The sequence below is a fragment of the Salmonella sp. SA14318 genome, from assembly GCF_029866905.1.
In the GTDB taxonomy this organism is placed as follows: domain Bacteria; phylum Pseudomonadota; class Gammaproteobacteria; order Enterobacterales; family Enterobacteriaceae; genus Salmonella; species Salmonella enterica.
This window is the reverse complement of the sequence record NZ_CP123282.1, coordinates 2,036,989-2,055,379: the sequence shown is the minus strand read 5'-3', so window position 1 is coordinate 2,055,379 and position 18,391 is coordinate 2,036,989. Positions and strand designations below refer to the sequence as shown.

Sequence of the window (18,391 nt, the reverse complement as noted above, 5' to 3'; positions counted from 1 at the left end):
TGAATTAACGGGATGGTGACTTGCCTCAATATAATACTGACTATAACATGCCTTCTGGACTTCGGAATATCACTCCGTATCGGAGATGATAAATAGCAAATTGAGTAAGGCCAGGATGTCAAACACGCCAATCGAGCTTAAAGGCAGTAGCTTCACCTTATCAGTGGTTCATTTGCATGAAGCGGAACCAGAGGTTATTCGTCAGGCGTTAGAAGACAAAATAGCGCAGGCTCCTGCGTTTTTAAAACACGCCCCTGTCGTTATTAACGTTAGCGGTCTTGAAAGCCCGGTAAACTGGCCGGAACTGCATAAGATCGTGACCTCAACCGGCTTACGCATTATCGGCGTGAGCGGCTGTAAAGACGCCAGCCTGAAAGTAGAAATCGATCGGATGGGTCTTCCTTTACTGACTGAAGGTAAAGAGAAAGCGGTTCGGCCTGCGCCCGTTGAGCCGGCAACGCCCAGCGAGCCGCCGCAAAACGCTAATCCCATCACAAAAACGCGATTAATTGATGTTCCGGTTCGTTCCGGTCAGCGCATTTATGCTCCACAATGTGATCTGATTGTTACAAGTCACGTCAGCGCTGGCGCAGAGCTTATCGCTGACGGCAATATCCATGTCTATGGCATGATGAGAGGTCGCGCGCTGGCAGGGGCGAGCGGCGATCGGGAAGCGCAAATTTTTTGTACCCATCTGACGGCAGAACTGGTCTCTATCGCAGGTGTTTACTGGCTGAGTGATAAAATCCCGGCAGAATTTTATGGCAAAGCGGCGCGCCTGCGTTTAGCAGACAACGCTTTGACAGTTCAACCGTTGAATTGATCCCTTTTTAACAAGGAATTTTTATGGCACGCATTATTGTTGTTACTTCGGGTAAAGGGGGCGTTGGCAAGACCACCTCCAGCGCGGCCATCGCTACAGGTTTGGCCCAGAAGGGAAAGAAAACTGTCGTCATTGATTTTGATATCGGACTGCGTAACCTCGATCTGATTATGGGGTGCGAACGTCGTGTCGTTTACGATTTTGTAAACGTCATTCAGGGCGATGCGACACTGAATCAGGCGCTGATTAAAGATAAGCGTACTGAAAATCTCTTCATTCTTCCGGCGTCGCAGACCCGGGATAAAGACGCGCTAACGCGCGAAGGCGTCGCTAAGGTACTGGACTCACTGAAAGCGATGGACTTTGAGTTCATCGTTTGCGACTCGCCGGCGGGTATCGAAACCGGGGCGCTGATGGCGCTCTATTTTGCCGATGAAGCGATCATTACGACCAACCCGGAAGTCTCTTCTGTCCGTGACTCGGACCGTATTCTGGGTATTCTGGCATCGAAATCTCGTCGCGCAGAAAATGGCGAAGAACCGATTAAAGAACATCTCCTGTTGACGCGCTACAATCCAGGCCGCGTCAATAAAGGCGACATGCTCAGCATGGAAGATGTACTGGAGATTCTGCGTATTAAACTCGTCGGGGTGATCCCGGAAGATCAATCCGTACTGCGCGCATCTAACCAGGGTGAACCGGTGATTCTTGACGCCACTGCGGATGCGGGTAAAGCCTATGCAGATACCGTAGATCGTCTGTTGGGAGAAGAACGTCCTTTCCGCTTCATTGAAGAAGAGAAGAAAGGTTTCCTCAAACGCCTGTTCGGAGGATAAATTATGGCATTACTGGATTTTTTTCTCTCGCGGAAAAAGAGTACCGCTAATATTGCAAAAGAGCGGTTGCAAATCATTGTCGCGGAACGTCGCCGTAGCGATGCCGAACCGCATTATTTACCGCAGTTACGTAAAGATATTCTTGAGGTCATTTGTAAATACGTACAAATCGATCCGGAAATGGTTACCGTCCAGCTTGAGCAAAAAGATGGTGATATCTCCATCCTTGAACTTAACGTAACGCTGCCGGAAGCCGAAGAGTCAAAATAAGCTCTTTTATGGGAAAATTCCTGGATTAAAAAAGGCAGAAGAATCTGCCTTTTTTATTTTTTTACATTATTCCGGATACGGACATTTATTTCACTGGCCGTTTTCCCGGCAATTACCGCCGTTAACGCGGGTACTCCTGCAACAGAAGAGTTAACTTCTCCGCCATCAGTTCGGCGCGCCAGCCGGAAATCAATTCCGGTTGCCCATTTTGCGGTTTTAATTTCCAGTGCCAGTTAAGCAACTGATTAATCTGCCGACGCGATGCCAGTAGCTCGCCGCTGACGTGATGCGACGCGCTCACCTCCGCCACCAGCGCTTTGATGGCCTTAAACGCTTTGCGATAGCCCGGCATGTCCATCAGATTCAACAGGGGTTCCGGCAATGCCTCTTCCGGTAACGCCTGTGCTTTCGCCACCAGCGATATCAACGTCTTGCCGTGAAAACGAATCTCGCTGCCGGAAAGCCCCAGGCTATCCAGCTCACCGAGACTGCCCGGCATATAACGCGCGACCGCCCACAGGTTTTCTTCACGCACAACAAAGTTCACCGCCATATCGCGCTCACGCGCCTTACGTAGCCGCCAGTCAGCTAAAAGTTGCAGACAGGCTAACTGGCGGGTACGCAGTTGCCAGGCATTAGTGATATCCCGCCATGCTTCTTCCGGTGCCTGAATCTCCTGACGACGCTGCTGCATCAATCGGCATTCATCAAGCGCGGCAGGCAGCCATCCTGCGGCTTCAGTTTCAATCATCAGCTTTTTGGCGATCGGTAACAGATACCAGACATCCGCCGCCGCGTATTCACACTGACGTTCACTTAAAGGCCGGGCTAACCAGTCGGTACGAGACTCGCTTTTATCCAGCGCCACGCCCGTATACTCTTCTACCATCGCCGCAAACCCCCACGACAGCGGGCGCCCGCAAAACGCCGCCAGAATTTGCGTATCAATCAGGGGTTCCGGCAGTTCGCCAAACGCATTCAGAAATACTTCCAGATCTTCGCTACCCGCGTGCAGAAATTTGGTGATTCCCGTATCGCGCAGCACCGCTTTTAACGGCGACCAGTCGCTGATGCCGAGCGGATCGATCAGGGCGACATTTGCCCCGTCAAATAACTGTATCAATCCTAACTGCGGGTAATAGGTGCGGGTACGGACAAATTCCGTATCTAAAGCAATAGCCGGACATGCGCGGACAGCCTCACACAGGCTCGCCAGCGCATCGTCCGTTTCAATCATTTGGTAATTCAAATCGTGTTCTCTTTGGTTCGCGCCAAAAAAAACGCCGGCTTAACCGGCGTCTCTCGTTAGCTGACTTAACGCTCAGGCTTTATTGTCTACTTTGCCACGGGCTTCGTCACGCAGTTCTCGTCGTAAAATTTTCCCAACGTTAGATTTTGGTAATTCCTCGCGAAACTCGACCTGTTTGGGCACCTTATATCCGGTCAGATGGCGACGGCAGAAGGTGATCAACGCATCGTCAGTCAATGCCGGATCTTTCTTAACCACAAAAAGCTTCACCGCTTCGCCGCTACTACCGGAAGGCACGCCAACCGCCGCAACTTCCTGCACGCCAGAATGCTGCATCACCACATCTTCAATTTCGTTTGGATAAACGTTAAAACCAGAAACCAGAATCATATCTTTCTTACGATCGACAATCCGCAGAAAGCCGTCTTCATCCATAACCGCAATATCGCCCGTATGCAGCCAGCCATCTTTAATGATTTCATCCGTCGCGTCAGGACGCTGCCAGTATCCCAGCATAACCTGCGGACCTTTCACGCAAAGCTCTCCGGCCTCACCCGGCGCGACTTCGTTGTCATCGTCATCCACCAGTTTGGCTTCTGTTGACGGTACTGGCAGGCCGATACTGCCGCTGTGATAATCAATATCATGCGGGTTGACGCTCACCAGCGGGGCGCACTCGGTCAGCCCGTAGCCTTCCAGCAGGTATTGCCCGGTCAGCTTTACCCAACGTTCCGCAACGACATTTTGTACCGGCATCCCGCCGCCGGCTGACAGATGCAGCGAAGAAAAATCCAGCTGTTGAAACTCTTTATTATTGAGCAGAGCGTTGAATAGCGTATTAACGCCAGTCATCGCCGTAAATGGATATTTCGCCAGCTCCTTGACCAGGCCGGGGATATCACGCGGATTGGTAATCAGCAGGTTTTGCCCACCCAGCTCGATAAAAAGCAGACAGTTCATGGTTAAGGCAAAAATGTGATACAGCGGCAGCGCGGTCACTACCAGCTCTTTCCCCGGGTGCAGCAGCGGCCCATAGGTCGCTTTCACCTGCTCCAGATTCGCCAGCATATTGCGGTGGGTCAACATCGCGCCTTTCGCCACGCCCGTCGTACCGCCGGTATATTGCAGGAAAGCCAGATCTTCAGCGACAACCTCGGGTTTTACATACTGCATACGGTAGCCATGCTGTAGCGCGCTGCGAAACGAGATCGCATCTGGCAAGTGGTATTTTGGCACCAGACGCTTGATGTATTTCACGACAAAGTTAACAACCGTACCTTTGGCGGTAGAAAGCTGGTCGCCCATCCGCGTCAGAATAACGTGCTGTACCGACGTTTTCTCGACCACTTTTTCCAGCGTATGGGCAAAGTTAGAAACAATAATGATTGCCGCCGCGCCGCTATCGTTAAGCTGATGCTCAAGTTCGCGCGGCGTGTAAAGCGGGTTAACGTTCACCACAATCATGCCGGCGCGTAAAATACCAAATAGCGCGACGGGATACTGCAACAGGTTTGGCATCATCAGCGCCACACGGTCGCCTTTTTTGAGTCCCAGCCCTTGTTGTAAATAAGCCGCAAATGCCCGACTACGTTCTTCTAATTTGCGGAAGGTCATTACCTCCCCCATATTGACGAACGCAGGCTGATCGGCATAGCGCGTCGCCGCATGTTCAAACAGTTCAACCAGGGATTGATAACGGTCAGGGTTGATCTCCGCCGGAACATCAGCAGGATAACGGTTAAGCCAAACCTTCTTCAATGCATCACCTCTAAAATGAGTGTTCGTCGTCATCACAACCCCAGTTAATAAACAAGTCGTTAACATTATATTAACTCAGCGTACCAGTTTATTAATTACGCAACTGAAAGGTTGCGAAGCGCGTCACTATTTATTTTTATTATGTCTCTATGAATGCAGAAACAGCGGACCAGCCGCTGTTTCTTTTATTGATAAAACAAAGAGTTACCCTGTTACTATCGTCTGAACCTCCGCGGGTCCAGGGTTATACCATCCCCAACCGCCATAGCCATAAGGCCAGGCACGTCCGCCGTAAAACCACGGATCGATCGGCTGTGGAGGCATGACGACCTGCTGAACAAGATGCCAGCGTTTATAGCCGGTAGCCTGCATCAGCATAAATTTATACGGCGTATTGCCGATTTTACCGTCAACCGTGCCGGTTATCGGGCCGACAACGGTAACTAACTGGCCACGGAAGTCCACCGGGTCCAGAAAACCGTTCACATCGGCAAAAATTCTGCCGCGCGAGGCTTCGCCCAGAACAGGACGCGCGCCGCTGTCGAGCGGTACGGTCGCGATTTCAAGCCGGGTTTTTCCCTGCTGATTTTGTACCGCCACAACTTTACCGCCGAAACGCGCCTCTTGCCCGATATAGAGCTGTGGCGCATTCATCACCCGCACCAAATCCTGCTGCGGCGTCGGACTCGAACCTTTAATGGCATCCGGGATAGTCACGCAACCACTCAGCATAAGCGCAAAAGCGCACGCCAGCGCCCCTTTTATTAACCTTTTTTGAACCGCCATGATGCGACTCCTTTTTCTCGACCTCTATTCCACCCCACAGCATAAAGTATGGGGGGTAATAGTAGTGAGAGTCATTCTTTGCCGGGAAGTTTCTTCCACGCCACTTCGTTACGCAAATAAACCGGCTCGGCATGTTCCACGGCAACGGTCTCTCCTGCCGCCAGCTTTTGACTGGCGATGGGCAACATATCTTCCGCTGCCGGGAGCGACACCTCCCCATCATGAAGCGTCAGGCCGCACTCCTTCGCCAGATCGGGCCACGCGGACCAACCCGTTCCTACGGTCGCCCACTCGCCGGAAAGCTGTTTCAACCGCTCGCCGACCCGTTCCGGTTTCAGCACCGCTTCCGTCTCTTCGCCCTGCCAGACGCCCTGCGCATCACGCTGGTATTCCGCCCAGTACACTTCGCCCATCCGCGCGTCAATCGCGGCGAGTACGCGGGTCGCGCCGGTTTTACGCCATGCGCCCTGCGCCATCGTGGCAAGCGTCGAAACACCGATCATCGGCAGATTTGCCCCTAACGCCAGCCCTTGCGCAATGCCAATGCCGATACGCACGCCGGTAAAGCTGCCCGGACCGCGCCCAAACGCCAGCGCATCTATCTCATTGAGCGAGGCGCCGCTGGCGGCCAGAATCTCCTGCACCATGGGCAGGATACGTTGAGTGTGTTCTCGTGGACAAAGCTCAAAGTGAGCATTGATAGTACCGTTGTTCCACAGGGCGACAGAACAGGCCTCTGTGGCGGTATCGATAGCCAGAATTCGCATGAGGTTTCGTGCTTAGATCAATAAAATAGCGCGCATCTTACCATACTCCGTAACAAATTACTCGGCGGATGGAATCGCAAGAAAGCGAACGGCACGGGCGATATCACGCGTGCGCGGCGCAGGAGGCAGGCTGGCGAGAAACGTGGCGCCATAGGGCCGCATCACCAGCCGGTTATCACAAATCACTAACACCCCGCGATCGTCCGCATCGCGAATCAGCCGCCCCACCCCCTGCTTCAGCGTAATCACCGCGTCGGGCAGTTGAACCTCATCAAACGGATCGCCACCGCGCAAACGACAGTCTTCCATTCGCGCTTTTAACAGCGGGTCGTCCGGGGAGGTAAACGGCAATTTGTCGATAATCACCAAAGATAACGTATCGCCGCGCACGTCCACCCCTTCCCAGAAGCTGCTGGTGGCGACGAGCAGCGCGTTGCCGGCGCTAACAAATTGCTGTAACAGTTGGCCTTTACTGGTTTCCCCTTGCAATAATACTGGCAGTGTCATGGTGGCGCGAAACTGCTCCGCCAGATCGCGCATCATGGCGTGCGAGGTGCACAGCATAAAACATCGCCCGTTATTGGCTTCGATAATCGGCCTGAGCATAGCCGCCAACTGTCGCGCCGCGCCGGGCTGGTTGGTTTGCGGTAGGTTACGCGGTACGCAGAGTAACGCCTGGCGCGTATAGTCGAATGGGCTGGGCAGTAGCATGGATTCTGCCTGTTCAATTCCCAGACGGGCGGTAAAGTGGTGAAGATCATCATTTACCGACAACGTGGCCGAGGTAAAAATCCAGCTACCGGGTTTCTGTTCCATCACCTCTTTGAATTTGTCCGCCACGGTGAGCGGCGTCAGCGCCAGGGTGAAATGGCGCGAGGTGCACTCATACCAGTAGCTGTATCCCGGCTGATTGATCTCTTTTAAGCGTTTCAGCCGTGAACGGTATAGCGTGGCGCGTTCAAAAGCCGCATCCAGCAGCGCCGAACGGCCCAGCGACAGCTTCGCCACGTCGTAACAAAGCTCCAGCGTATCATCCAGCAGTAAAAATGCCCGTTGGATACGTGGGTCGGCTAACAGTTCACGCAAATTTCCCCGGTAGCCGGGCTCCCCCAGTTGCAGACGAAAATCCTGGGCGCTCTGGGCAAGGCGATCGGCGCATTTTTGCAACTGTTGAGTGTCTTTCAGTTCCGTCCGGTAGGCGATGGTGATGTCTTTTGCTAAATCCAGCAACTGACGGCTGGAGAGCGATTGTCCGAAATACTGGCTGGCGATGTCAGGCAGTTGGTGGGCTTCATCGAAGATCATTACTTCAGCCTGAGGGATAAGTTCGCCGAACCCGCTCTCTCTAACCACCATATCCGCAAGAAAAAGGTGGTGGTTTACAATCACCACATCCGCGTCCATCGCCTTTTTACGCGCTTTCACCACAAAGCACTCTTTGTAGAGCGGGCAATCGCTGCCAAGGCAGTTGTCGTTGGTACTGGTGACCAGCGGCCAGGCCTGGGAATCCTCCGCCACGCTGACGCAGGTGCTGATATCGCCATCCCGCGTCTGATTTGACCAGGAGCGCAGCAATATCACGTCGCTTAACGTTTGTACCGGTAAATCGCCGCCCGCCAGCGCTTGTTGTTCCAGCCGCTCCAGGCAGAGGTAGTTTGAACGTCCTTTCAACAGGGCCGTCTTACCGGTAAATGCCAACGCTTTTGCTACCGTCGGCAGATCGCGGCTGTAGAGTTGATCCTGCAACGCTTTCGACCCGGTCGAAATAATGACTTTTTTCCCGGCGCGCAACGCCGGAGCGAGGTAAGCATAGGTCTTCCCGGTTCCGGTGCCGGCTTCAACAACCAGAGGCTGCGCATTTTCAATCGCTTGTGTCACGGCAACCGCCATTTGCCGCTGTGGTTCGCGCGGTTTAAAGCCAGTTATCGCTTTGGCCAGTTGGCCATCTGCTGCAAAATCGTCCGTCACACTGCCCCCTGTTAATTTGCACAGGGATTATGTCAGGGTAGAAAGGCTTACGCCAGCTACAGAGGTGACGGCGACGACACATTGTGGCAGTCTTGAGCCATTCAAATGAAAAGCAAATGAGGAATAAGTGATGTCTATCGTGCGTATTGATGCCGAAGATCGTTGGTCAGACGTGGTGATCTACAATAATACGCTGTGGTATACCGGCGTGCCGGAAAACCTGGACGCCGATGCTTTTGAGCAAACGGCGAATACTCTGGCGCAAATTGATGCGGTGCTGGAAAAACAGGGCTCCAGTAAGTCACGTATTCTGGATGCCACTATTTTCCTGAGTGATAAAGCGGATTTTGCCGCCATGAATAAGGCGTGGGATGCGTGGGTCGTCGCAGGCCATGCGCCGGTACGCTGTACCGTACAGGCCGGGTTAATGAATCCGAAATATAAAGTTGAGATTAAGATTGTCGCGGCGGTATAAGCCGGTTATTCGTCTTCATCCTCAAAACGCGCCACTATCCGTTCGCCGGTATGGTTGGCGCGAAGTTCGCCCGCCACCTGGGCAATCGCTTCTCCGCTGCTCATACCTTGCGACATCAATTCCTGGATACGTTCTACGGCTTTTTGCTGTTGTTCATGACTGAGTGAAGGTAAACCTGCAAACATGATTAACTCCTGCTAAATTGTTAGCGCTAATTATTTCACGCTACCCGGCGGTAAGCCAGTAGTGTTGTAACGAGTCAGGAATGATGAAGACGTTATCTCCCATTGTTATCACCTTACCCTGGCGTCCGGACGCCGCTGAACACTATTTTGCGCCCGTAAACCATTTGCCATGGGCGATGCTGCTGCATTCAGGTGATGCTATTCATCCCTATAACCGTTTTGATATTCTGGTCGCCGATCCTGTCACCACGCTGACCACGCGCGCGCAGGAAACCACGGTATGTACTGCGCGCACGACTACCGTCACTCTCGACGATCCGTTACACGTTTTGCAGACTCAACTGGAGGCGCTGCCTTTTCATCCTCAGCCTGACCCTGACTTACCCTTTCAGGGCGGCGCGCTGGGTCTGTTTGGTTATGATTTAGGGCGGCGTTTCGAAATTTTGCCCGATACTGCCGCGCGCGATATCGCTTTACCCGATATGGCGATTGGCCTTTACGACTGGGCGCTGATTGTCGATCACCATAAACAGGTAGTGTCGCTGATAAGCTATCACGATGCAGACGCCCGATATCGCTGGCTCACCAGCCAGCGCGCGCCGACCCGCACGCCCTTCAGGCTTACCTCAGCCTGGCAATCCAATATGACGCGTTGCGAGTATGGCGAGAAGTTTCGTCAGGTGCAGGCCTGGCTGCACAGCGGGGACTGCTATCAGGTCAATCTTTCCCAGCGTTTTCAGGCGAGCTACGAGGGTGATGAATGGCAGGCTTTCGAACGCCTTAACCGCGCAAATCGCGCCCCGTTCAGCGCCTTTCTTCGTTTACATGACGGCGCCATATTGAGCCTTTCTCCCGAGCGTTTTATCCAACTGGAGAATGGTCATATTCAGACGCGCCCGATCAAAGGTACGCTTCCACGGCTTAACGATCCGCAGGCGGATCGTCAGCAGGCGCAGAAACTGGCTAATTCAATGAAAGATCGCGCTGAAAATTTGATGATCGTCGATTTGATGCGTAACGACATTGGCCGGGTCGCCGTGCCGGGTTCGGTGAAAGTGCCGGAACTGTTCGTCGTCGAACCATTTCCTGCCGTTCACCATCTGGTTAGCACCATTACCGCCCGTTTACCGGACTCGCTTCATGCCACCGACCTGCTGCGCGCGGCTTTCCCCGGCGGCTCCATTACCGGCGCGCCTAAAGTGCGGGCAATGGAAATTATCGACGAACTGGAGCCGCAGCGACGCAACGCCTGGTGCGGTAGCATCGGTTATCTGAGTTTCTGCGGCAAGATGGATACCAGTATTACTATCCGCACCGTCACGGCAACGCAGGGCCAACTCTATTGCTCAGCCGGCGGCGGTATCGTGGCCGATAGCAACGAAGAAGCGGAATATCAGGAAACTTTTGATAAAGTTAATCGTATCCTGCACCCACTGGAGAACTAATACGTGGATACCAGCCGTCTGACGCTCGATCATTTCTTATCGCGCTTTCAGCTTTTGCGCCCGCAGATAACTCATGAAACGTTAAACCAACGTCAGGCCGCCGTACTGATCCCTGTGGTTCGCCGCCCCCAACCGGGGCTGCTGCTGACCCAGCGGGCTATTCATTTGCGCAAACACGCCGGACAGGTCGCCTTTCCCGGCGGGGCCGTGGACAGTACCGATGCTTCGCTTATCGCCGCAGCGCTTCGCGAAGCGCAGGAGGAAGTCGCCATCCCGCCACAAGCCGTGGAAGTGATTGGCGTTTTACCGCCGGTAGACAGCGTGACCGGTTTTCAGGTCACCCCGGTGGTCGGCATTATTCCGCCAAATCTCCCCTGGCGCGCCAGTGAAGACGAAGTGTCTGCTGTGTTTGAAATGCCGCTGGCGCAAGCGTTGCAACTGGGTCGATATCACCCGCTTGATGTTTACCGTCGCGGCAATTCGCACCGCGTATGGCTCTCCTGGTATGAGCATTATTTCGTCTGGGGCATGACCGCAAACATTCTTCGTGAGCTGGCGCTGCAAATCGGCGTAAAGCCCTGACTGTACACAACGCCATTCACGTTGCCTCAAGGCGGTAACAATCGCCTCCCCCAAAGAGGCAGCCTGAAGGGCAACGTGTATATACTTAACTTTACGCGCGCAAGACACGACTTGAGATTACTGTCGCAATATTAGTAAAAACGCGGTTATTCATTAGTTTAATTCATGTGAATAGTTAAGCTGATGCCAGCGTTCCCTCTTACACTATGCGCAGTTATAACATCGTAACCGGAAGCCCCGGTTGCCCTGTCAGGAGTATTATCGTGATTAGCCTATTCGACATGTTTAAGGTAGGGATTGGTCCCTCCTCTTCCCACACTGTTGGCCCGATGAAGGCCGGTAAACAGTTCGTCGATGACCTGGTCGAAAAAGGATTACTGGATAACGTTACCCGCGTCGCTGTCGATGTCTACGGCTCGCTGTCGCTGACGGGGAAAGGTCACCATACCGATATCGCCATTATTATGGGTCTGGCGGGTAATGAACCCGCTACCGTGGATATTGATAGTATCCCCGGTTTTATTCGCGACGTCGAAACGCGCGAGCGTCTGTTACTGGCCCAGGGACGTCACGAAGTCGACTTCCCGAAAGATGACGGAATGCGTTTTCACAACGGCAATTTGCCGCTGCATGAAAACGGGATGCAGATCCACGCCTGGCATGACGACACGGTCATTTATAGCAAGACGTACTATTCCATCGGCGGCGGCTTTATCGTTGATGAAGAGCATTTCGGCCAGGAAGCGACGAATGAGGTTACTGTACCTTATCCGTTTAAATCGGCGAAAGAAATGCTGGAGTATTGCAACAGTACCGGCCTTTCACTCTCCGGCATGGTGATGCAAAACGAACTGGCGCTGCATAGCAAGAAAGAGATTGAAGAGTATTTCGGTCACGTCTGGCAAACCATGCAGGCTTGTATTGATCGCGGTATGAATACCGAAGGCGTTCTGCCGGGGCCGCTGCGCGTACCGCGTCGCGCCTCCGCGCTGCGTCGTATGCTGGTTTCCAGCGATAAGCTTTCCAACGATCCGATGAACGTCATTGACTGGGTGAACATGTTTGCTCTGGCGGTGAACGAAGAGAACGCCGCAGGTGGTCGCGTCGTGACGGCGCCAACCAACGGCGCGTGCGGCATCGTGCCTGCGGTACTGGCTTACTACGACCATTTTATTGAGTCTGTCAGCCCGGATATTTACACCCGCTACTTCCTGGCGGCAGGCGCTATTGGCGCGCTGTATAAGATGAACGCGTCTATTTCCGGCGCGGAAGTCGGCTGTCAGGGCGAAGTCGGGGTCGCCTGTTCGATGGCGGCGGCAGGCCTTGCTGAACTGTTGGGCGCCAGCCCGGAACAGGTTTGCGTTGCCGCTGAAATCGGCATGGAGCATAACCTGGGGCTGACCTGCGACCCGGTTGCCGGTCAGGTGCAGGTGCCGTGTATTGAGCGTAACGCCATTGCTTCGGTTAAAGCGATCAACGCTGCGCGTATGGCCATGCGTCGAACCAGCGCGCCGCGCGTCTCGTTGGATAAAGTCATCGAAACGATGTACGAGACCGGAAAAGACATGAACGCAAAATACCGCGAAACGTCGCGCGGCGGGTTGGCCATTAAAGTCCAGTGTGATTAAACGCCATTTCCCCTCCCTTCGCCCATCTGCTACGGATGGGCGAAATTTTTATCTCTTCCTCGTCGACTCCACGTTTCCCCACTACACTTGCTGTGTCGCGGTTGGCTTTTGTCGCCAACGCTTATTGGGCGGCCCGCATGCAAACAGCACAACGGATCATCAATCATTATCGCCGTAATCGTTTCATTGTTTGCACGATTTGTGCACTGGTCACGCTCATTCTTACGCTGAGCATCCGATTTATTTCGGAGCGGAACTTAAATCACCATCGCACGGTTGCATTCGCGAATCATGCCGTTGATGCGCTGGATAATGTGCTGCATCCTCTCCTGGTCGGACGAAACATACTGCTACCCTTGCTTGAGCTTCCGTGCGCGACCGCGCATTTGCCGTTGCGTAAGCAAGCCGCGCGCCTGCAAACCATTCGTTCTATCGGGCTGGTGAAAGAGGGAATTCTCTATTGCTCAAGCATTTTTGGCGCCCGTAATACTCCCATACGCCAGCTTCAACCCGATCTTCCCGCAGTCGGCGATCTGCTGCTACTTTCCACGGATCAATCGTTACTCAAGGGAAGCCCGATTCTCATTCAGTGGTATCCCGCCTCTGCCGATGGCCAGGATGGCGTGATGGAAATTGTGAATATTGACTTGCTGGCGACCATGCTACTTGAGCCACAGCAGCCGCAAATTACCAGCGCCAGCCTGACGGTCGGCAAACGGCACCTGTTATATGGTCGGGGCGTGGTCGATACTCTTCCGGAATTAAAAAAAGATGAAGAGCGTTACCAGCTTTCATCGCGGCATTTCCCTTTTACTATCAGCGTCAGCGGGCCGTCGGCAGGCGTACTGGCGTTCAAACATCTCCCGACACAGTTACCGCTGGCCGTATTGCTTAGCCTGTTGATCGGTTATATCGCCTGGCTGGCGACGGCCAGCAGAATGAGCTTTTCCTGGGAGATTAATCTGGCCCTTGCCGAACGGGAGTTTGAGCTATTTTGTCAGCCGTTGCTTAATGCCCGCACGCAGCAGTGTACCGGCGTTGAGATCCTGTTACGCTGGAACAACCCGCGCCAGGGCTGGATCTCTCCGGATGTTTTTATTCCTATCGCTGAAGAGCATAACCTGATAGCGCCGCTGACCCGCTATGTGATTGCGGAAACCATTCGGCAGCGGCACTACTTCCCCATCAACCATCAGTTTCATATCGGCATCAATGTGGCGGCAAGCCATTTCCGACACGGCGTGCTTCTCAAAGATCTTAATCAGTACTGGTTTAGTGCGGAACCTGTTCAGCAACTGGTGCTGGAGCTCACGGAACGCGACGCGTTGCTTGACGTTGATTACCGCCTGATGCGCGAGCTGCATCGTAAAGGCGTGAAGTTAGCCATCGATGATTTTGGCACAGGAAACAGCTCGCTCTCCTGGCTGGAAAAACTGCGGCCGGATATTTTGAAAATCGATAAATCCTTCACCGCCGCCATCGGTACCGATGCGGTCAATTCAACGGTGACCGATATTATTATCGCGCTGGGGCAAAGACTGAATATTGAACTGGTGGCGGAAGGGGTCGAAAACCAGACGCAGGCACAGCATTTGCGCCAGCATGGCGTGCAAATGTTACAGGGCTATCTCTATGCGAAGCCGATGCCCATTAGCGAATTTCCACAGTGGCTGGCGGGCAGCGCGCCGCCGCCCGCCCGGCATAACGGACAGATTATGTCCGCGATGCCGCATCTATAGACTTGATTCCTGCGTGTGACGTTATTCCTCTTCGTCGTGGGCAGGCTGTTCTTTAACAATCCGAACCAGATCGACACGATAGTCGTTGGCCTCGACAATGGTGATCCGCAGGGGCGGAACATCAATGACATCGCCTACACGAGGAATATGGCCATTAGCGGCGATCACTAACCCCGCGACCGTCGCAATATCGCCCTCTTCGTTCACCAGATGGTCAACTTCCAGCGCCTGCTGTAGCGCATGGAGATCGGTGCCGCCCTTCACTATCCAGCCCTCGGCATCGGCAACGATTTCCGGCGTTTCATCGGCATCCGGGAACTCACCGGCAATCGCTTCCAGCACATCCAGCGGCGTAACCAGCCCCTGCACCACGCCGAACTCGTTAGTGACGATAACGAAACTGCCGCGCGCGCGACGCAAAACGCCTAACAGATTGATAGGATCAAGCGTTTCCGGCACCACTATCGCCGGAGAAGACGCGGCGATAGCCGCAACGTCCGCGCCCTCTTCCAGCGCCACCAGCAACTCTTTCGCCCGAACGATACCGATAATTTCATCCAGCTCGCCCCGACATACCGGGAACAGGCTATGCGGAGAAGAGAGTAACTGCTGACGGATTTCAGCTACGCTGAGATTCGCATCCACCCAACTAATTTCGCCTCGCGGCGTCATAATGCCGCGCAGGGAGCGCGACGCCAGAGTCAGTACGCCGTTAATCATGTAGCGTTCTTCTTCGGCGAAGGCGCCTTCCGACACCGATATCGCGGCCGGGCTATCCGTCTCATGTTGCGTACTCGCCTGGCGTTTACCGCCCATCAGACGCAGGATAGCGTCCGCAGTACGCGCGCGTAGCGGCAACGTGGACTGATGACGAATAAAGTTGCGGCGCGCAATCTGGTTAAACACCTCGATAACGATCGAGAAACCAATTGCCGCGTACAAGTAGCCTTTCGGAATATGGAAACCAAACCCTTCCGCCACCAGGCTCAAGCCGATCATCAGCAGGAAACTCAGACAGAGCACCACCACCGTCGGATGCTGGTTGACAAAACGGGTCAGCGGTTTTGACGCCAGTAGCATCACCGCCATCGCAATCACCACCGCCGCCATCATAACCGGCAGATGGTTTACCATACCTACCGCCGTAATCACGGCGTCCAGCGAGAAGACCGCATCCAGGATGACAATCTGCGTGACTACCACCCAGAAGCTCGCATAGCCTTTACCGTGTCCGGTGTCATGCTCGCGGTTTTCCAGACGTTCATGCAGCTCGGTGGTCGCTTTAAACAGCAGGAATATACCGCCCAGCAGCATAATTAAATCGCGGCCGGAGAAGGTAAAATCCCAGACGGTAAAGAGCGGCTTTGTTAAGGTCACCAGCCACGAAATAATGGACAGCAGCGCCAGACGCATAATCAGCGCCAGCGAGAGCCCGATAAGACGCGCTTTGTCACGCTGCTTTGGCGGTAATTTATCGGCGAGGATCGCGATAAAGACCAGGTTATCGATACCCAGGACAATTTCCAGGACGACGAGCGTGAGTAAACCCACCCAAATTGAGGGATCCATTAATAATTCCATGACAAGCTCCTGCTTAAGGAATGACTAAACGGCGCCCACAACATCTCAAAGGATGCAGGCGGTAACGCAATAAACAAAGTAAGGCTATGGCAAGATATGCCAGGTTGACAGGCGCAAAACGGCCAAAGAGTGAAATGACGTCGGTGACGATCCATACAACGGGCTGCTGCCCTATACCCCATTCTAATTAAACGGAAGCTAAACATAACAGAGACAACTGGTTTTTGGCAAAGATTTACCTTCCTTTGCAAAGAGATGTAACCGGGATATTTTACACTTCGAAATTTCTCATTATCGAAAACAAAATTACGGATCTCCATCACACAAAATATTTTTTTCGATATCTAAAATAATTCACGAAAATCATGCGTTTTTCGTTGTAACCCTCATCTGAATCGATTCGCTTGCGGACGGCGATTCAAAAAATACATCTGTCAAGTTGATGTGTTGACAATAATAAAGGAGGTAGCAAGTGACCATTGCTATTGTTATAGGCACACATGGTTGGGCTGCAGAGCAGTTACTTAAAACAGCCGAAATGCTGTTAGGCGAGCAGGAAAACGTCGGCTGGATCGATTTCGTTCCAGGCGAAAATGCCGAAACGCTGATCGAAAAGTACAACGCTCAGTTGGCTAAACTCGATACCAGTAAAGGCGTGCTATTTCTCGTTGATACATGGGGAGGCAGCCCGTTTAATGCTGCCAGCCGCATTGTCGTCGATAAAGAGCGCTATGAAGTTATTGCCGGCGTCAACATCCCGATGCTGGTCGAAACGTTTATGGCTCGTGACGACGATCCGAGCTTTGACGAGCTGGTCGCACTGGCGGTAGAAACCGGTCGTGAAGGCGTAAAAGCGCTGAAAGCGAAACCGGTAGAAAAAGCCGCGCCAGCGCCAGTCGCCGCCGCGCCAAAAGCGGCCACGCCGGCAAAACCGATGGGCCCGAATGATTATATGGTTATCGGGCTTGCCCGTATTGATGACCGCCTCATTCACGGTCAGGTCGCTACCCGCTGGACCAAAGAGACCAATGTCAGCCGTATTATTGTTGTGAGCGATGAAGTCGCGGCGGATACCGTACGTAAAACGCTGCTGACGCAAGTTGCGCCGCCGGGCGTTACGGCGCATGTGGTTGACGTCGCGAAGATGATTCGCGTCTACAATAACCCGAAATACGCCGGCGAACGCGTGATGCTTCTGTTTACCAATCCTACCGACGTCGAGCGCATCGTTGAGGGCGGCGTGAAAGTCACTTCCGTGAACATTGGCGGTATGGCCTATCGTCAAGGTAAAACGCAGGTGAACAACGCCGTTTCCGTCGATGAAAAGGATATCGAAGCCTTTAAAAAGCTCAACGAGCGCGGCATCGAGCTTGAGGTGCGTAAAGTTTCCACCGATCCGAAACTGAAAATGATGGATTTAATTGCCAAAGTGGCGAAATAACCGCCGGCATTTAATTAGCTTTCACACTTAAGATAGCAATAGGAGAAGTACAATGGAGATTACCACTCTTCAGATTGTGCTGGTGTTCATCGTCGCATGTATCGCAGGTATGGAGTCGGTACTTGATGAATTTCAGTTCCACCGTCCGCTGATCGCCTGTACCTTAATCGGCGCCGTTCTGGGGGACATGAAAACCGGTATTATCATCGGCGGTACTCTGGAAATGATCGCTCTGGGCTGGATGAACATCGGTGCTGCCGTTGCGCCTGATGCCGCACTGGCATCCATCATCTCTACCGTTCTGGTCATCGCCGGGCATCAAAGCATTGGCGCCGGTATCGCGCTGGCGATTCCGCTGGCGGCAGCAGGCCAGGTACTGACCATTATCGTACGTACCATCACCGTGGCATTCCAGCACGCGGCGGACAAGGCGGCTGAAAACGGCAACCTGACGGCGCTCTCCTGGCTGCACGTTTCTTCTCTGTTCCTGCAGGCAATGCGTATCGCTATCCCGGCGGTTATCGTTGCCATCTCCGTAGGCACCAGCGAAGTACAGGGAATGCTGAATGCGATTCCTGAAGTCGTCACAGGCGGTCTGAACATCGCCGGCGGCATGATCGTCGTGGTTGGTTATGCGATGGTTATCAACATGATGCGCGCAGGCTACCTGATGCCGTTCTTCTACCTCGGTTTCGTCACCGCGGCTTTCACAAACTTCAACCTGGTCGCACTGGGTGTCATCGGCGCAGTGATGGCTATTCTTTACATCCAGCTGAGCCCGAAATACAACCGTGTAGCGGGCGCGCCTGCAGCGGCTGCTGGCAATAACGATCTCGACAACGAACTGGACTAACAGGT

The 18,391-nt window shown here is 53.5% G+C and carries 17 protein-coding genes; 10 read left to right on the top strand and 7 right to left on the bottom strand.

Going from position 1 to position 18,391, the window contains the following annotated elements:
• The first annotated feature begins 115 nt into the window (after positions 1-115).
• The 3 genes from minC to minE are packed head-to-tail and all read left to right on the top strand — an operon-like array spanning position 116 to position 1,929.
• Positions 116-823 (top strand): septum site-determining protein MinC, encoded by a 708-nt coding sequence (gene minC, locus QEN32_RS09800; RefSeq protein WP_000072527.1) that lies wholly within the window; start codon positions 116-118, stop codon positions 821-823.
• 23 nt (positions 824-846) lie between these two features.
• Positions 847-1,659, top strand: a complete 813-nt coding sequence (gene minD / locus QEN32_RS09795; RefSeq protein WP_000101047.1) for a septum site-determining protein MinD — start codon at positions 847-849, stop codon at positions 1,657-1,659.
• Between the two features lie 3 nt (positions 1,660-1,662).
• Positions 1,663-1,929: a cell division topological specificity factor MinE gene (gene minE, locus QEN32_RS09790; RefSeq protein ID WP_001185666.1), complete on the top strand. Its 267-nt coding sequence runs from the start codon at positions 1,663-1,665 to the stop codon at positions 1,927-1,929.
• A 121-nt stretch (positions 1,930-2,050) separates the two neighbouring features.
• On the opposite strand, the gene rnd is transcribed toward minE, so the two are convergent.
• The 5 genes from rnd to QEN32_RS09765 all read right to left on the bottom strand — a co-directional run bounded on the left by rnd (position 2,051) and on the right by QEN32_RS09765 (position 8,457).
• The gene (gene rnd / locus QEN32_RS09785; RefSeq protein ID WP_001109124.1) at positions 2,051-3,178 is read right to left on the bottom strand and encodes a ribonuclease D; all 1,128 of its coding nucleotides are present in this window, start codon (positions 3,176-3,178) and stop codon (positions 2,051-2,053) included.
• Positions 3,179-3,250: 72 nt separating this feature from the next.
• A complete protein-coding gene (fadD, locus tag QEN32_RS09780; protein ID WP_000758418.1) occupies positions 3,251-4,936 on the bottom strand; it encodes a long-chain-fatty-acid--CoA ligase FadD in 1,686 nt (561 codons plus the stop codon).
• A gap of 204 nt (positions 4,937-5,140) precedes the next feature.
• The gene (locus QEN32_RS09775; protein ID WP_265322388.1) at positions 5,141-5,722 is read right to left on the bottom strand and encodes a Slp family lipoprotein; all 582 of its coding nucleotides are present in this window, start codon (positions 5,720-5,722) and stop codon (positions 5,141-5,143) included.
• A 71-nt stretch (positions 5,723-5,793) separates the two neighbouring features.
• Positions 5,794-6,489, bottom strand: a complete 696-nt coding sequence (tsaB, locus tag QEN32_RS09770) for a tRNA (adenosine(37)-N6)-threonylcarbamoyltransferase complex dimerization subunit type 1 TsaB (RefSeq protein ID WP_001221014.1) — start codon at positions 6,487-6,489, stop codon at positions 5,794-5,796.
• Positions 6,490-6,546: 57 nt separating this feature from the next.
• Positions 6,547-8,457 carry an ATP-dependent DNA helicase gene (locus QEN32_RS09765; RefSeq protein ID WP_265322387.1) on the bottom strand — a complete coding sequence of 637 codons (1,911 nt, stop codon included), beginning with the start codon at positions 8,455-8,457 and terminating at the stop codon, positions 6,547-6,549.
• A gap of 130 nt (positions 8,458-8,587) precedes the next feature.
• On the opposite strand from QEN32_RS09765, the gene QEN32_RS09760 reads away from it, so the two are divergent.
• Entirely contained in the window at positions 8,588-8,932 is a 345-nt protein-coding gene (locus QEN32_RS09760; RefSeq protein WP_000029550.1) for a RidA family protein, read from the top strand.
• Positions 8,933-8,937: 5 nt separating this feature from the next.
• On the opposite strand, the gene QEN32_RS09755 is transcribed toward QEN32_RS09760, so the two are convergent.
• Positions 8,938-9,117, bottom strand: coding sequence for a YoaH family protein (locus tag QEN32_RS09755; RefSeq protein WP_000457328.1), 180 nt, complete (start codon positions 9,115-9,117; stop codon positions 8,938-8,940).
• A gap of 80 nt (positions 9,118-9,197) precedes the next feature.
• Here QEN32_RS09755 and pabB point away from each other — a divergent pair, with 80 nt between their 5' ends.
• The 4 genes from pabB (at position 9,198) to QEN32_RS09735 (ending at position 14,511) form a co-directional block, all read left to right on the top strand.
• Positions 9,198-10,562 carry an aminodeoxychorismate synthase component 1 gene (pabB, locus tag QEN32_RS09750; RefSeq protein ID WP_265322386.1) on the top strand — a complete coding sequence of 455 codons (1,365 nt, stop codon included), beginning with the start codon at positions 9,198-9,200 and terminating at the stop codon, positions 10,560-10,562.
• Positions 10,563-10,565: 3 nt separating this feature from the next.
• Positions 10,566-11,144: a CoA pyrophosphatase gene (locus QEN32_RS09745; protein WP_000381531.1), complete on the top strand. Its 579-nt coding sequence runs from the start codon at positions 10,566-10,568 to the stop codon at positions 11,142-11,144.
• A 263-nt stretch (positions 11,145-11,407) separates the two neighbouring features.
• Positions 11,408-12,772 (top strand): L-serine ammonia-lyase, encoded by a 1,365-nt coding sequence (gene sdaA, locus QEN32_RS09740; RefSeq protein WP_000624276.1) that lies wholly within the window; start codon positions 11,408-11,410, stop codon positions 12,770-12,772.
• 137 nt (positions 12,773-12,909) lie between these two features.
• Positions 12,910-14,511, top strand: a complete 1,602-nt coding sequence (locus tag QEN32_RS09735; protein WP_001192523.1) for a cyclic diguanylate phosphodiesterase — start codon at positions 12,910-12,912, stop codon at positions 14,509-14,511.
• Positions 14,512-14,532: 21 nt separating this feature from the next.
• On the opposite strand, the gene yoaE is transcribed toward QEN32_RS09735, so the two are convergent.
• A complete protein-coding gene (yoaE, locus tag QEN32_RS09730) occupies positions 14,533-16,092 on the bottom strand; it encodes a CNNM family cation transport protein YoaE (RefSeq protein WP_000421815.1) in 1,560 nt (519 codons plus the stop codon).
• A gap of 472 nt (positions 16,093-16,564) precedes the next feature.
• On the opposite strand from yoaE, the gene manX reads away from it, so the two are divergent.
• Entirely contained in the window at positions 16,565-17,533 is a 969-nt protein-coding gene (gene manX, locus QEN32_RS09725; RefSeq protein ID WP_000150523.1) for a PTS mannose transporter subunit IIAB, read from the top strand.
• Between the two features lie 52 nt (positions 17,534-17,585).
• Positions 17,586-18,386 carry a PTS mannose transporter subunit IIC gene (manY, locus tag QEN32_RS09720; RefSeq protein ID WP_000406918.1) on the top strand — a complete coding sequence of 267 codons (801 nt, stop codon included), beginning with the start codon at positions 17,586-17,588 and terminating at the stop codon, positions 18,384-18,386.
• Positions 18,387-18,391 lie beyond the last annotated feature (5 nt).